Origin of the sequence: Acidisarcina polymorpha (genome assembly GCF_003330725.1) — a bacterium.
GTDB lineage: Bacteria > Acidobacteriota > Terriglobia > Terriglobales > Acidobacteriaceae > Acidisarcina > Acidisarcina polymorpha.
Genome location: NZ_CP030840.1, coordinates 2,667,797 through 2,681,343, shown reverse-complemented (window position 1 = coordinate 2,681,343; position 13,547 = coordinate 2,667,797). Strand labels below are relative to the sequence as shown.

General features: G+C 58.1%; 13 protein-coding genes. 6 read left to right on the top strand and 7 right to left on the bottom strand.

Translation table 11 applies throughout. From position 1 onward, the window contains the following. Positions 1-60: 60 nt before the first annotated feature. The 4 genes from hemQ to ACPOL_RS11480 form a co-directional block, all read right to left on the bottom strand. The gene (gene hemQ, locus ACPOL_RS11495; protein ID WP_236657410.1) at positions 61-966 is read right to left on the bottom strand and encodes a hydrogen peroxide-dependent heme synthase; all 906 of its coding nucleotides are present in this window, start codon (positions 964-966) and stop codon (positions 61-63) included. Between the two features lie 97 nt (positions 967-1,063). Next, a complete protein-coding gene (locus ACPOL_RS11490) occupies positions 1,064-2,299 on the bottom strand; it encodes a beta-ketoacyl-[acyl-carrier-protein] synthase family protein (protein WP_114207192.1) in 1,236 nt (411 codons plus the stop codon). A 1-nt stretch (position 2,300) separates the two neighbouring features. Then, the gene (locus ACPOL_RS11485; protein ID WP_114207191.1) at positions 2,301-2,564 is read right to left on the bottom strand and encodes an acyl carrier protein; all 264 of its coding nucleotides are present in this window, start codon (positions 2,562-2,564) and stop codon (positions 2,301-2,303) included. A 420-nt stretch (positions 2,565-2,984) separates the two neighbouring features. Continuing rightward, complete coding sequence (locus ACPOL_RS11480) at positions 2,985-3,347, bottom strand: hypothetical protein (RefSeq protein WP_150132960.1); 363 nt, start codon at positions 3,345-3,347, stop codon at positions 2,985-2,987. A gap of 230 nt (positions 3,348-3,577) precedes the next feature. Between ACPOL_RS11480 and ACPOL_RS11475 the strand changes: the two genes are divergently transcribed. Then, positions 3,578-5,488 (top strand): AI-2E family transporter, encoded by a 1,911-nt coding sequence (locus ACPOL_RS11475; RefSeq protein WP_236657409.1) that lies wholly within the window; start codon positions 3,578-3,580, stop codon positions 5,486-5,488. 95 nt (positions 5,489-5,583) lie between these two features. Here the strand turns inward: ACPOL_RS11475 and ACPOL_RS34670 are convergent, their stop codons facing one another. Further along, positions 5,584-6,144: a hypothetical protein gene (locus ACPOL_RS34670; protein WP_236657408.1), complete on the bottom strand. Its 561-nt coding sequence runs from the start codon at positions 6,142-6,144 to the stop codon at positions 5,584-5,586. Between ACPOL_RS34670 and ACPOL_RS11470 the strand changes: the two genes are divergently transcribed. The 5 genes from ACPOL_RS11470 to ACPOL_RS11450 all read left to right on the top strand — a co-directional run bounded on the left by ACPOL_RS11470 (position 6,137) and on the right by ACPOL_RS11450 (position 12,480). Further along, complete coding sequence (locus tag ACPOL_RS11470) at positions 6,137-7,885, top strand: NHL repeat-containing protein (RefSeq protein WP_236657407.1); 1,749 nt, start codon at positions 6,137-6,139, stop codon at positions 7,883-7,885. The genes ACPOL_RS34670 and ACPOL_RS11470 overlap by 8 nt on opposite strands. 129 nt (positions 7,886-8,014) lie before the next feature. Next, entirely contained in the window at positions 8,015-8,668 is a 654-nt protein-coding gene (locus tag ACPOL_RS11465) for a polysaccharide biosynthesis/export family protein (RefSeq protein WP_114207188.1), read from the top strand. Beyond that, positions 8,665-10,152 (top strand): hypothetical protein, encoded by a 1,488-nt coding sequence (locus tag ACPOL_RS11460; protein ID WP_114207187.1) that lies wholly within the window; start codon positions 8,665-8,667, stop codon positions 10,150-10,152. The genes ACPOL_RS11465 and ACPOL_RS11460 overlap by 4 nt, the downstream gene beginning before the upstream one ends. Then, entirely contained in the window at positions 10,149-11,747 is a 1,599-nt protein-coding gene (locus ACPOL_RS11455) for a GumC domain-containing protein (protein WP_114207186.1), read from the top strand. The genes ACPOL_RS11460 and ACPOL_RS11455 overlap by 4 nt, the downstream gene beginning before the upstream one ends. Next, on the top strand, positions 11,728-12,480 hold the full coding sequence (locus ACPOL_RS11450; RefSeq protein WP_114207185.1) for a P-loop NTPase family protein: 753 nt from the start codon (positions 11,728-11,730) through the stop codon (positions 12,478-12,480). Before ACPOL_RS11455 ends, ACPOL_RS11450 begins: the two co-directional genes overlap by 20 nt. Before the next feature lie 59 nt (positions 12,481-12,539). On the opposite strand, the gene ACPOL_RS11445 is transcribed toward ACPOL_RS11450, so the two are convergent. Together ACPOL_RS11445 and ACPOL_RS11440 are read right to left on the bottom strand one after the other, a co-directional pair. Next, a complete protein-coding gene (locus ACPOL_RS11445) occupies positions 12,540-12,875 on the bottom strand; it encodes a hypothetical protein (protein WP_114207184.1) in 336 nt (111 codons plus the stop codon). Between the two features lie 107 nt (positions 12,876-12,982). Beyond that, positions 12,983-13,540: a GAF domain-containing protein gene (locus ACPOL_RS11440; RefSeq protein WP_114207183.1), complete on the bottom strand. Its 558-nt coding sequence runs from the start codon at positions 13,538-13,540 to the stop codon at positions 12,983-12,985. Positions 13,541-13,547: the final 7 nt, after the last annotated feature.

The window sequence follows — 13,547 nt, the reverse complement described above, 5'->3', positions numbered from 1 at the left end:
GTTCGATGCGGAACGGAGGGAAGGCGATCTGCGATTGTGTCAGCCGATCTACGCTAGTCTCTAGGACTTGGCTGGAGAAGCTCCCAAATTACCTCCGAGCCAATGATGCAGGGTCGCCAACTTCACTCGAACGCCAACGTAGAAGGACCCAAAAAGCGCATAGATGGCGCTTACCTCATCAAAGCGCATCTCGTAGATAAGTTTTTTGAACACGACTGGATCATCGGCAAACAGATCCACGCCCCATTCCCAGTCATCGAGACCGATAGATCCCGAAATGATCTGCTTGACCCGGTCAGCATACCGGCGGCCGATCAATCCGTGCTCATGCATCATCCGCTGACGGTCCTGCATGGAGACCGTATACCAGTTCGCCTGCTCTCCGCGACGCCGATCCATCGGATAGAAGCAGAGGTATTTGCTCTCCGGGATTTCGGGATAGAGCCGCGACGCCATGGCAACGCTTTGGCGATCGAGCACCTCTTTCACCTCGGCATTCCATGCCGGGGAGTACGGCTCAATACCGTGCTGTGCAAACTCGGCGTAGTGCTTGCCGGACGATTCGTACAGACCGAGTTCCACAACGGATAAGTAGGAGCTTGTCGGTTCCAGGTATTCGTACAGATCGGTCTGTGCCAACTCCAACTCGAAGCGGTTCAGGTCTTCGACTGTGTCGCGGAAGTGAACCATCATCAGATCGCCCTTGTGCCCCACCAACGAATAGAGCGCGGACTGGTTAGGCCGCGGCGGCCCGTCGCCTTCTTCCGCCGGCTCGAGGAGTTCGATGGCTTCATCGATCACTCGTTCACGCTCCGGCAGCGACAGAGCGCGCCAAGCTATCCAGCGAAAACGAAACATCTGATGCAGAACACTTGCACCCTCTAGCGTTAATGGCACCGGCGACATATCAGCCAAGCAAAAACCCCCAAATACGGTCGCAAGATGAGGCAACATCAATGGTGCCATCCCGCGCCCTCTTCTTACGGATAATAGCCTTTTTGGCTCCGGCCTGACATCATCGCAGCCGGCCATCGAGTGTTGGCTGTCAATCGGAACGCAAAATTTATTGCATCGACCTCAGCGCCAGCACGGCATTCAAGCCCCCAAAGGCAAACGAGTTCGACAATGCAATCTCAACTGACTCGGTGCGAGCCTGGTTGGGAATGACATCCAGATCACACTCCGGATCCGGCTGGGTAAAATTCGCAGTCGGGGGAAGGATGCCGCGGTCGAGAGCCAGAGCGGTTGCCGAGGCCTCAATCGCACCGGCCGCGCCGAGGGTGTGGCCGTGCATGGATTTGGTGGAGCTGATCTGCAGCCGTTCGGCGTATTCGCCGAAAACGAGTCGGATCGCCGCCACTTCCATTTTGTCGTTAGCTTCGGTGCCGGTTCCATGAGCATTGATATAGCCGATCTGTTCTGGCGCAATCCCGCCATCGCGAATCGCCCCGCGAATGGCCCGGGCAGCGCCTTCCGCCGAGGGCTGAGTAATATGGCTTGCGTCGGAGGACATTCCGAAGCCGATAATCTCGGCGATCGGCTTCGCTCCGCGCGCCAGCGCCGCTTCGAGCGGCTCGATCACCAGCATCGATGCGGCCTCACCCAGGATCATTCCCGCGCGATCCAGAGAGAATGGGCGGCACGTATCGGGGCTGACCACCCTCATCGCCTCCCACGCCTTAAGGTTCCCAAAATAAATAGGAGCATCGGCGCCCCCGGCAATCGCCATCGGCGCGGCCCCCGATCGCACCATCCAAAAAGCATGTCCCAATGCATGTGCCGAAGAGGAACACGCTGTCGAGAACGTAAAAGTAGCACCGTGGATCCCGTATTCCATCGAGATCTGACTGGCTCCGGAATTCGCCATCCCGAGGGGAATGGTCAGCGGATGAACGCGGTTTTTGTTGAGATGAAACAGGTTCCAGTACCCGACCTCTTCCGCAATCCGGCCGCCGATGCAGGAACCGGTAATCACCGCGGTCCGCTCCCGGAGATCTTCGTTCCATTCGATTCCGGATTGCTGGACGGCCTCCCGGGCAGCCACCACCGATAATTGAGCGAAACGATCCATGAAGGCGGCGTTTTTGTCGGGGAAGTGGTCTTCAGGACAATACCCCTGAATCACCGCAGCATTTTTGAAGCGGATTTGACCATACTCCGGCTGATCAAATGGAACGATGCCCGCTTTACCTTCGATCAGCGAGGCCCAGAACTGATGCTGGTTTAAGCCGAGGGCGGAAATGACGCCAATTCCGGTGATGACGACGCGCTGGACCTGCGGGCTTTGGGCGACTGGCATCCTAGCTTTCTTGCGAGGCCTTTTCCTTCGCCTCCAGCAGCTTGGTGACACCGGCGATCATCTCGTGAACGTAGCGGATGTGCCGGGCCTGTTCATCATCGATCTCGACTTCGAACTCGCTCTCGAGATCGAACAGGATGTTGATGCTGTCCATCGAATCGATCCCCAGTTCCTCGAAGGAGCTTTGCGGAGTCACCGTCTCCACTGGAATCCGCTGTGTTTTGGCGATAACTTTAAGAACTCTCTCTTCGATAGTTTCGGGCATAAGTTTTCCATCGCCTCTCAGGCTGTTCCCATTCACCAAAGCATCTCGCAACTACTGTGGACTTTCGAGCAAAGGCCATCTTGACCTTCTCTCAAGGAAAATGCCACCAGAGCATGTTCCTTTGATCTGCATCGATTGCGAAATGCTCCAGTCCTGGCGCCTGACCAAAGCGATTATTTTTCTGCGAACATCTGGCTGACAGCTGGTTTCGATTCCTTCATGGTGCGTGATGCGAACTACCACTGCAATAGTATTTTAGCCGAGCAAGCCACTGCTGATGATACATAAAGCCCGGCACATGAGCATATTGCTTCTACGCAAACTGGTTCATGTGGGCCGCCAAGGACCGCTCCGTAACCGCACTTGTGTCTTGAGCCTGCGGTTCTGCTCTCGGGCGGCGACTGAGATCTGCTTCCTGCTTCAAGCTCCGGGCTTGCTGGATTGCTTCTTGGACTTGCTGGATTGCTTCTTGGCTGCCTGGCTCTTTCCGGCAATCTCTCCATTCCTTGCTGATCGAGATCCTGACTTGGTTTTTTTCTTCGATGCAGCGGCTCGCTCTGATCTCTGCGGGGATTTGGACTTTGCCTGTTGGGCTCGCTCACCACCCCGGGCGATCTGCTCTTTGCGAGCCACCTCGCGGTCCGGCTCGACGCCACCGTTGCGGCTGGCCGGCTTCTTGCGGCAGCTGCCTTCTTCGTGCTCAGCCTTGCCTGGCACGGGTTCATATCCCGGCCAGCATCTCGAGGTCTTCGAATAAGCCTTACTGTTGCTCGTTGTGGTCACGGATCGCTCCTCCATCTGACAAACCACTAGGATCAGGGCAGGCGCGCTCAAGTTGTTTGGTTTCTTAGTTCGTCTTCGTCTCCTGAATTTCTCCCCACGAGATTTCAACTGATACTTAGCCTGCACGCCGCACCGCCGCTCGCTCCCAACTGCAGAAGCAGGCATTCGTGATTTATGCTGAGTTCCTATCGCGATCGAGCCACTTCGCTCTTTGAAGGACACCAACACTCGTGGAAATTCAACGCGCACGTAACGGGCTGCTGGCCAGCGAACCCGTTCTTCTCCTGGCCATCGTGATCGCCGTTCTCTACTTCGGCCGGCCCATTCTGATCCCGGTCGCGTTGGCGCTGACCTTGAATTTCCTGCTCGCTCCCGCCGTTATCTATCTCCACCGCTTCCGTATTCGACGCGTCCCCGCGGTCATTATTGTCGTCGTGATCGCTGGCAGCATCGTTGGCAGCGTCGGCTGGGTGGTCGCTCGTCAACTCGTTCGCATCGCCGACCAAATGCCTGACTACCGGGAAAATCTCCATCAAAAAATGGAAGCGCTCCATGCCCCCTCAGTCAGTCCGTTCAGCCGGGCCATCAACGGAGTCAAAGAGGTAGGCCAGGAGTTCTACGGCACTGCTCAGTCGCCTACGCCGCCTGCAGCTCTACCTGCAACGGGCGCAGCCCCGGCGAGCCGGCCGCGCAAGACTAAAACTGCGGAATCCGACGCCGTACCTGCTCCCGTCCCGGTCCAAGCCGCGCCCACGCCAGTAGTGGTCGTCCAGCCCTCCCGAGGAATTCCGGATCTGATCGCCACCCTGATTCCGGTGGTTCGGCCGCTTGGAGAGACCGTTTTTGTCCTGGTTTTGACCATCTACATGCTCATCAACCGGGAAGACCTCCACAACCGCCTGTTGCTGCTAGCGGGAATGGGTCACCTCAACCTGGTGACCAAGGCGCTTGATGATGCTGGCAAGCGGATCAGCACCTACCTGACGATCAACTTCCTGGTGAACGCAGGCTATGGGCTTTGCTTCGGCCTGGGTCTATTTGCAATCGGCATCCCCAATGCCACGCTCTGGGGAGTGATCGCGAGCATCCTACGCTTCGTTCCCTACATTGGAACTTCGATGGGAGTGCTGCTGCCGTTTGTCTTTGCGCTTGGAGTCTATGGGCCGTGGGGACCCGCGCTGGTGGTGCTCGCGCTTTTCGGTCTACTCGAGTTTTCCGTCAGTAACTTTCTGGAACCATGGCTTTACGGAAGCCATACGGGTATCTCCACCCTGGCACTTCTCATCATGGCGGTCTTCTGGACGCTGCTTTGGGGTTGGCCTGGACTCGTACTATCAACCCCGCTCACTGTATGCCTGATCGTTATGGGTCTTCATCTACCCGAGATGTCTTTCCTCAAGACCCTGTTAGGGGACGATGCCGAGCTGGCGCCAGAGGCTAAGTTCTATGAACGTCTCCTCGCCATGGATCAGGCGGAGGCACGCGCGATCGCCGAACGCTTCCTCGCCAGTCACCCAATGGCGGAGCTCTATGACACAATCCTGCTGCCCGCGCTTTTCCTCGCCGAACGTGACCGGCATCAGGGCTCCCTCGATCAGGTTCGTGCCAACTTCGTCTTCCAATGCGCCAACGAACTCATCGCTGAGCTCTCCGACACCGCAATCCTCTCTGCCGATGGAACTCCCCAGGGAAGTTCACGACTGAGAGTTAAATCGTTTCCAGTTATTTGCGTATCGACCCAGGACCAGGCAGATGAGATTGTCGCGACCATGCTGGCGCAGATACTAGAGCAGGCTGGCAATCGAACCTTGCAGCTGCCTTCCCACGCCTTATCGGATGAAATCCTTTCCAGGTTGGCTGAAGAGACTGACACCGTCATCTACATCTCGGCGATTCCTCCTTTTGCCTTCGCCGACACGCGCGCTCTCTGCCAGAGAATCCGCCACCGGCTTCCTCAGAATCGCATCGTCGTCGGCCTATGGGATTCGACAATTGACGCGGAGCGCGTCCGGGAGCGACTCAGCACCTGTCATCCCGACCGGGTTGTAACCAACCTGTCACAGGCTCTGGCCATTGCGCGCGAGTGGCAAGAGCCGGGTCTCTATCCCGAACTGGCTGTGCGCGCATCGCGCGAAAACTAGCTCAATCTCGTCAATTAGGCGACACTGCACATGCAAACGCAGAGCGAAGTCTTCGCATCTCACGTGGGCAATTCGAAATTCGCATGAATCTCGGATTAAACCCGGAGGTCGGAGATGCGCTCCCATTTCGGCGCCGTGATGGCGCTTTCGTTGTCTGCTGTCTGCCTAGGACTACTCTCCTGTAGCGGTTCGTCCCATCCGACAACGCCAGCTACGCCTGCGACCCCCGATTTCACTTTGGCTGCCACGCCCGCAACGGTGACGTTGACATCCGGCGCCACGGGGACGGCGATCAGTGTCGCCGCCGCTGCACTGAACGGCTTCACCGGGCCAGTGGCGGTAACCGCCGCCGGACTTCCTGCAGGCGTGACATTCACGCCTGCGACGGTCAGCTTGACTCCAGGTGCGGCCCAGACCATGACGCTCACGGCAGCCTCGACGGCAGTTGCCGGCGCAGCGACCATTACCTTGACCGGCACATCGGGGACGCTCAGCCATACTGCAGCAATCGCCCTCACTGTCGCGGCGCCGCCGCCGGACTTCGCGCTCGCTGTTTCGCCGGCTACGCTCAGCTTGACTGCTGGAGGCGCAGGCGCCCAGGTGAGCGTTCTGGCTACTCCTGCGAACTCATTCACCGGCGCGGTCACTGTGGCCATAACGGGCCTTCCAGCCGGTGTAACGGCCAATCCCGCATCGTTGACTCTTACCCCGGGAACTGCACAGAGTGTCACGCTGACGGCCGCCGCTGCGACGGCCGCGGGGGCTGCAACCGTCACCTTCACCGGCACCTCCGGCACTCTAAGTCATGCCGCCACCGTAGCCCTGACCGTACAGGCCGCCATTCTGACAAATGCTCCGGACGTTCCCACCTATCACTATGACAATGCTCGCGATGGATTGAATGCCAGCGAGACCATCCTCAACCTGACCAACGTAAACGCAACCCAATTCGGCAAAATCGGCTTTGACACGGTAGATGGCCTTGTCGACGCAGAGCCGCTCTACATCGCCAACATCACGGTTGGTGGCGCGCTGAGGAACGTTCTCTACGTCGCCACTGAGCACGACAGCGTCTACGCCTTCGACGCCGATACCGGGGCGCAGCTTTGGATGACTTCAATCCTGGGTACTGGTGAGACGACCAGCGATGACCACAAATGCGACCAGATCACCCCGGAAATCGGCATCACCTCAACTCCGGTGATCGATCGCAAGCAGGGCCCGAACGGCACCTTGTTCACCGTCGGCATGACCAAGGATGCTAGTGGCGCATACCACCACCGGCTGCATGCTCTCGATTTGACCACCGGGACAGAGATTAGCGGGAGTCCTACCGAGATTACCGGCACTTACCCCGGCACTGGCGCCAACTCTCAGGGCGGCAATGTAGTCTTCGATCCTGCGCAATATGCCGAGCGGGCGGCGCTCTTGCTGCTCAATGGAAATATCTACCTGGCATGGACCTCGCATTGCGATATTCAGCCTTATACCGGCTGGATTATGGGATACAGCGAATCGACCCTCCAACAAACCCAGATCCTGAACGTCACTCCGAATGGATCGGAAGGTTCCATCTGGATGAGTGGCGACGGACTGGCCGCCGATAGCAGCGGCAATATCTACTTCCTCGACGCTAACGGCACCTTCGAGACTACCTTGACCAGCGGCGGCCTCCCGTCCAGCGGCGACTATGGCAACGCCATGATCAAGCTGTCTACCTCGGGAACGCTTGCAGTCGCCGACTACTTCAATGAATACAACACCGTCTCTGAAAGTGGCGTAGATACCGATCTGGGTTCAGGCGGCGAGATCCTTTTGCCTGATCTGACCGATGCCACTGGAACTGTTCACCATCTGATCGTCGGGGCCGGCAAGGACATGAATATCTACATTGCCGACCGCGACAATATGGGCAAATACAACAGCACTGGGGACAGCAACATCTATCAACAGGTCAGCGGGCAACTAGCCGGCAAGGTCTACTCCACTCCGGCGTACTTCAACAACACAATCTATTACGCGGCAGAAACAGACTCCCTGAAAGCATTCCCGATAACCAACGCACAGCTGGCGATAGCTCCTTCGAGTCAGTCTGCTACTCCTTTCCCTTATCCCGGAGCTACACCCGGGATATCGGCGAACGGTACGACAAACGGGATCGTATGGGCCCTCGAATCCACGAAGGCGTCGGCTGGCTTCGCTCCCATCCCGGCCGTGCTCCACGCGTACGATGCCACCAATCTTGCCAACGAACTCTACAACAGCAACCAGGCCGCGAATGGCCGGGATGTCCCTGGGGCCGGTAATAAGTTCATTACCCCCTTAATCGTCAACGGTAAGGTCTACGTCGGTACAACGACCGGGGTCGCGGTCTTTGGATTGATTCCTGCTAGTTAGGTATCGCTCTGAATATTGACTAGATAAGCACTCTTTCGTGCTACTATCGGGGCAATTCCAAGAGCGCGAAATCCGATTTTGCTGACGCGTCGTACTTGATATAAGGCCATCGCGCCGGGATTCAATCACATGCAGTTAAGCGGTCCTGTCTTACTTTATTCCCTGTTCGCGTTTTGTCTGATAAGTGGTGCTGAGGGTCAGTCGCCCTCAGACGGCCAAGCCGTCTCTGGGTCTGCGGCCGATCCGTCCTCGCCCGGAACTCAGCAGTCAGTCACTCTCCAGGCTCGCCCGACGGTGCCAGTTGGCCCCGACTACCGCATCGGGGCCGGGGACGTCCTGCGGGTTTCAGTCTTTGAGGAGCCGCAATTCTCCACCAGCGCGGTGGTGCGCCCGGATGGAAAAATTTCAATTCCTCTGATTTCGGACTTGCCCGTAGCCGGAATGACACCGGATGCTGCACAGCGCCAACTCGCCGAGCAGTTGTCCCGGTTCATCAAGCATCCCCGCGTGACCGTCATTATCGAGGAAATTCACAGCCGGATCGTCTACGTTACCGGCGAGGTCCAGCATCCCGGCGCCTACCCCCTCATCAGCCCAATGAACGTCGTGCAGTTGATCGCCCGCGCCGGTGGTCCCACGGAATTCGCGAAGAGGAAAGAAGTCTACGTCCTGCACCAGGAGGGTGGCGTCAGGATCAAGGTCAATTATCAGATGGTTCTCGCTGGTAAGCACTTGGAAGAAAATATCGGGCTCATCCCGGGCGACACGGTGGTAGTTCCATGAGAACAACGAGCAAGGCAGGAACTCAAAAAGCGGCCTTCTGCTTAGGGCTCTTCAGCATCGCAGTCCTGTGCGCAGAGCCGATGAGCGGTCAGTACGCGGCCTCTGGTCCCAACCCTAGGCCGGCAGCAATCGATAATGCGGCCCTTGACCCGGGCACGAGCAACCCCGGGCCAAATCCCGGCGGCGCCAACTATGACCCTGGTGACGCCGATGCAGGCCCATTGGACGACATCGGCAGTTGTGGTGATACTCTCTCCTCCGCGCTCCAGCAGGACGGGGGCGGAAGCCCTTGCTGGGCCGACATTCGCACCGTGGACCACTGGAACACGATGAGTCTCGCCAATGGTCCAACGGTACAAGGCGGCCCTGGCTTTCTACCGACCGAAAATGAAGGCCGGAATCACTTCACCTTCGCTGTCGGAGGAGTCGGCGGACTGCTCTTCAATCAGCCGAACGACGCCAATGCTTATGCCGGAGCCGGCGCTCTGTCGGGTTATATTCAGCGCCGCCGCTGGGAACTTATGTACGAAGACGGCGGGGCGCTCGGCAATTTCCAGCTCAATGGCTCAAATCTTGTGGGCCTCAACCGGGCTGCCCTTCGGGCTAATGGACAGTTGAATGCCCGCTGGCTTTGGCAAGGAAGCGCGACCAATGCCTACGGCAATGACACTCTGCGGGTCTTCGCTCCCCTCGATTACCGCACCGTCGGCAACACTGAAGCGCCGGTGACGGACACCGTCGCCTACGGTCTGCACAGCGGCAACATTGTCGATCAGCAGGAAGATTTCAAGCTGCGCACCGCCGAATCGCGGCGATCCAGCTGGGATTTTTCCGCTGCCCATACGCTCCGCTACTATTCCGATGATGGTGTCGACGTACAGACGGTGCGCGGTCGCGCCGACTACCTCCACGCTACCAGTCGCAACGTCGCCGTGGGCTTCGAAGCCGGCGGTGCCCACCAGACCGGACCTACCCCATGTACCCTCGGCGGCGCAGGTATGCTCGGCCTGTTTCAGTGGGGCTCGCGCGCCTCGCTCAGCGTCAACGGCACCGCCAATGGAGCATCCAGCGAGTGCGGCAAGTCGGTGCAATTCACCGGAGATGCATCTTTATATATTCGCGCCGGGAATCGCGATGATGTCTACCTGACCGGAAATCGCGATCTAAGCGACGGTGTGGTCGAGAATCTCGCGCTGCTCGACTCCGCCGGCGCCGGCATTCGCCACCAGTTCACCCGCAACACCAGCCTCCGGTTCAGCGGAGCCGCCATCTACGGCACCGATCCTAAAACAAAGATTGGTTATAACGGTACCTTTGGGGAGGCTGCTATCAGCTATCCTCTTGGTAAGGGCTTCTTGCAGGAGACCGCCTATCGCCACTATCAGGTCTCCAGAATTCCCGGTGGAGACAATCGGGACGTGGTGACTTTTACTCTTTGGTGGTCACCAAAAAGAAATCAGCAGACCCTTCAGGCCCGCAAATGACATCGAGACACAAAAGACCAGTCGCGATTGTGGCCCGCATCGGCAAAGATTGGCTGCTCTTGCTCCGCAATCATAGACGGCCCGCGTTTGCTGCTTTTGTCTTCGGGGTTTTCGTCTGGCTCTCCCTGGGAGAGATCTATCCGAAGCACTATAGCGGATCGGCGACGCTCGCGGTCAATCCGCTCTATGCGTCGCTGAGCCAGCCAGCTCCGGATCCGCTTCCGGTTCCAGCTGCCGAGAATCAGACCTCCTATACCGCTGCCCTGATCCGCCGCGTTGCCGCTCAGCAGGACTGGACAGGCATCGTCACGCGCTTTCATCTTTATCCGGAGATGACCAGGAACGGAGAGATCTCGCGGGCCGCATCAGAACTTGCTTCGCAGATTTCGCTGCAACCCGTTCCTGGGCCTGATCTAAAAAGCGATGCCGTCCTCATCACCTACACCGGGACCGACCTCACGCAGGTACTCGGCGTCACCACCGCGATCACCGACGGCTTCACAAAAGCCGCCGGCAACGTTAAAGCGAAGTCAGCGAGCAACTCCGACTCGCTCTACGCGCCTGTGATCCTACCCACGATCGAGCCCTTTGCCGAGCCTGGCAGTACGCAGCACCGGCAGAGAAACTTGCCGCTCGCTAACTCGCCGCAGAGCAACTCCAGTAGCAATTCCAATGGAGCTTCCATCGCCGTCCTCTCCAATAAGCTGCAGTCCAGCCTTGCCAGAGGAGTCACTCTGCAGCAGGCCCTCGATCAGAACACTGCCACCCTCACTGAATTGCAGCAAGAACTTCAAGCGGCCCGGCACAAGAATGAGGTAGCCTCGCAACCGCCTCAGCCGCCCGTTGAAATCAAGCCGGATCCTCAGGAAGAACGTCTCCATCAGGAACTGACAAGGGCGCAGCAGGAGCTCGCGCAATTGCGCGACCGCTACACGGATGAATATCCTGACGTCGTTGCTGCTCGCCATAAAGTGCAGGACCTGCAACTCGATATCAGCAGAATCGCCGCCATCGCCCCGCGGCCCACCAAGGCTTCGGTGACGGCGCAAGCATCGGCGGAGGCCCACGCCGCAGCGGCCAAGGCAGCAGCAGCGGAGCTTGAACAAATCTCAACTCAGATCGCCCAGGCTCAAAGTGCGCAGGACAATCTTCAGGAAAGCCTGCAACAGGATCAACAGGAGACAACGCGCCTGCAGGCCGGCTTGGCAGCAGCCCGCCGCTCAGATGGAGCTGCCAGGCCTGCTGACCACAACAACGACGCTCGCCCCGCGCCGGAGCACCTCAATGCCAATGCCACCACGCACCTCTCGCCGGATCCCGGCGCAGTCGCTGGCGATTCGTCGAGCCTTGGGTCTTCTCCATTCATCCTCGTTCAACGGGCGTCGATTACAACTCGCCCTGCGATCTTCGCGATCGAGTTATTATTACCTTTAAGCCTTGTGTTCGGAATCCTGGTCGCCTTTTTTGCGGCTTGGTTTGCTGAGCGGCGTGACCCCTCCATCAGAGATGAGGGCATGCTGCGCCACGAACTTCCCGCATCCGCCATGTATCTCGGTGGGATCCCAAGGATAAGACATGAGGTCATCGCTGAATAGCCTCTCATTTGCCTACGCACTAGCAAAATTGAAAGACTTTCCCGCCCCCGACGGACAACTTGTTCAGGAAAAGCCGCGAGTCGCCGGAAAAGGCAGTTCCACTCTTAACATGTCTGCCAAAGATGGCTTCGTCTTCGTCACCGACCCGGAAGGCGAAGCCGCTCGCCGTTATAAGCAAATCGTCGATGAGATTCTCGGTCGCGCGTGGCCACGGAAACGGATGCTGGTGACAAGCCCCGCGCCGGGGGAAGGAAAGACCGTTACGTCCGTCAATATTGCGCTCGCGCTGGCGGCGAAAGGCCATTCTGTCTTCCTCGCCGAGTTGACCCTGATGCGCCCCAGATACCGCTTCGTCTTTGGCGCTCCCCCCACGCTGCGCGGCGTCGAGTCGGTACTAAGGGGTGAAGCGACTCCGGAAGAAGTCACATTTCTACTCGGCGAAACCGGGGTTGCCGTGACCAGCGTCGGCGCGCCGATGCCCGACAATGAGCTCTTGAACAAGCGTGCCAGCCTACACAAACTCATCGCTTTTGGCGAGTCGAAGTGCGAATGGGTGATCCTTGATGTGCCCTCGATCGAGGAATCCCCAGCAGTCAAGGAACTCGCCTCCCAGGCGGGCCCCGTGGTCATGGTCGCGCGCTCCTACAAAACTAAGCTCGCGGTTTTCCGCAAGGCCACCAACACCCTCGGCAGTGATCTTGACTACGTGATTCTGAACGATATCGCTTCGTAAAACAGAGCGCCGTAAGTCGGCCGGGCGACGAGGCACACTCAAGGGCAAGTGCCTCGGTTCTATTGGGTCGGGGCATCTTCGACCCGGGTGATGGTGCACTTCTCCTTTTTACCCGCAGCGGTCTTCACTTCGCCCGATTTCCCATTCGCCGTGAAGGTGATCATGGAACCGACGAGGAAGTCCGTGGCATTGAAATTCCTGTTGTCCGGCGTACGGCATTGATAGCTGCGGCCTGGCACAAGGATGGAAAGATCATATTGTTGATGCTTCTTCTTGGCCGGTCCGAAATTAGTTGGCTGTACGTCTCTCAACGTGGCCTGGTTCGTTTGTTTTTCGGCGAACGCTGAGGTGCCCAGCAGAACCGCAATCAAAGCAAAATACCCGAACTTCTTCATAGGATGGTTCTCCAATAGGTCGGCGATCAGTGACAACAATCTCTCAAACCCGTATTGCCAGAATCTGACGCTTGTTGCTGCCACTCCCGTGGGACGCAATCGCAGCGCTACTTCGAAACGATCTTAGACGACGTTGCCGCAGATTCCAGAGAGCCGCCCAAAATCTCGGCGCAGCGCTCCACAAAAAGACGATCGGCCGCGCTGAAAGCGGCGGCGGTATGGCTGTCGATGTCTATTTCCCCGACGATCGAGCCATGCACTCGAATGGGAGCCACAATCTCTGATTTCGTCTCGATCGAACAAGAGAGGTAGCGCGGATCCAAGCTGACATCATCGACCACCACTGTCTCGCCCTGAGCGACCGCCGCGCCGCAGATCCCCTCAGTAACCGGGATGCGCGTGTGCTCGGTCGCCGCGCCGGCGAACTGCGCTAGAACCAGCATCGAAGCATCGCCTGGATCGAGCATGTAAAAGCCCACCCAGTTGTAGGTCGGGAGCTTTGCGTGGATCGCCTCAACGGTCTGCTGAAACAGCTTCGAAGAGTCAGCGGCTTTCGCACTTTCCTTCTCGAGCCACTCTAGGATCTCTGTCCTTGTTCGATCGAGTTCGGGTCGATCAAGTTTGGTTTGATCAAGTTGGGGTCGATCAAGCTCGCTCGTGCTCATTTCAACT

What these genes read in the sequence shown, in the direction of transcription:
- hemQ (WP_236657410.1), bottom strand. Translation starts at nt 966, where the DNA reads ATGGCACCATTGATGTTGCCTCATCTTGCGACCGTATTTGGGGGTTTT.
- ACPOL_RS11490 (WP_114207192.1), bottom strand. Translation starts at nt 2,299, where the DNA reads ATGCCAGTCGCCCAAAGCCCGCAGGTCCAGCGCGTCGTCATCACCGGA.
- ACPOL_RS11485 (WP_114207191.1), bottom strand. Translation starts at nt 2,564, where the DNA reads ATGCCCGAAACTATCGAAGAGAGAGTTCTTAAAGTTATCGCCAAAACA.
- ACPOL_RS34670 (WP_236657408.1), bottom strand. Translation starts at nt 6,144, where the DNA reads ATGGCCACAGTGACCGCGCCGGTGAATGAGTTCGCAGGAGTAGCCAGA.
- ACPOL_RS11465 (WP_114207188.1), top strand. Translation starts at nt 8,015, where the DNA reads ATGCAGTTAAGCGGTCCTGTCTTACTTTATTCCCTGTTCGCGTTTTGT.
- ACPOL_RS11460 (WP_114207187.1), top strand. Translation starts at nt 8,665, where the DNA reads ATGAGAACAACGAGCAAGGCAGGAACTCAAAAAGCGGCCTTCTGCTTA.
- ACPOL_RS11455 (WP_114207186.1), top strand. Translation starts at nt 10,149, where the DNA reads ATGACATCGAGACACAAAAGACCAGTCGCGATTGTGGCCCGCATCGGC.
- ACPOL_RS11450 (WP_114207185.1), top strand. Translation starts at nt 11,728, where the DNA reads ATGAGGTCATCGCTGAATAGCCTCTCATTTGCCTACGCACTAGCAAAA.
- ACPOL_RS11445 (WP_114207184.1), bottom strand. Translation starts at nt 12,875, where the DNA reads ATGAAGAAGTTCGGGTATTTTGCTTTGATTGCGGTTCTGCTGGGCACC.
- ACPOL_RS11440 (WP_114207183.1), bottom strand. Translation starts at nt 13,540, where the DNA reads ATGAGCACGAGCGAGCTTGATCGACCCCAACTTGATCAAACCAAACTT.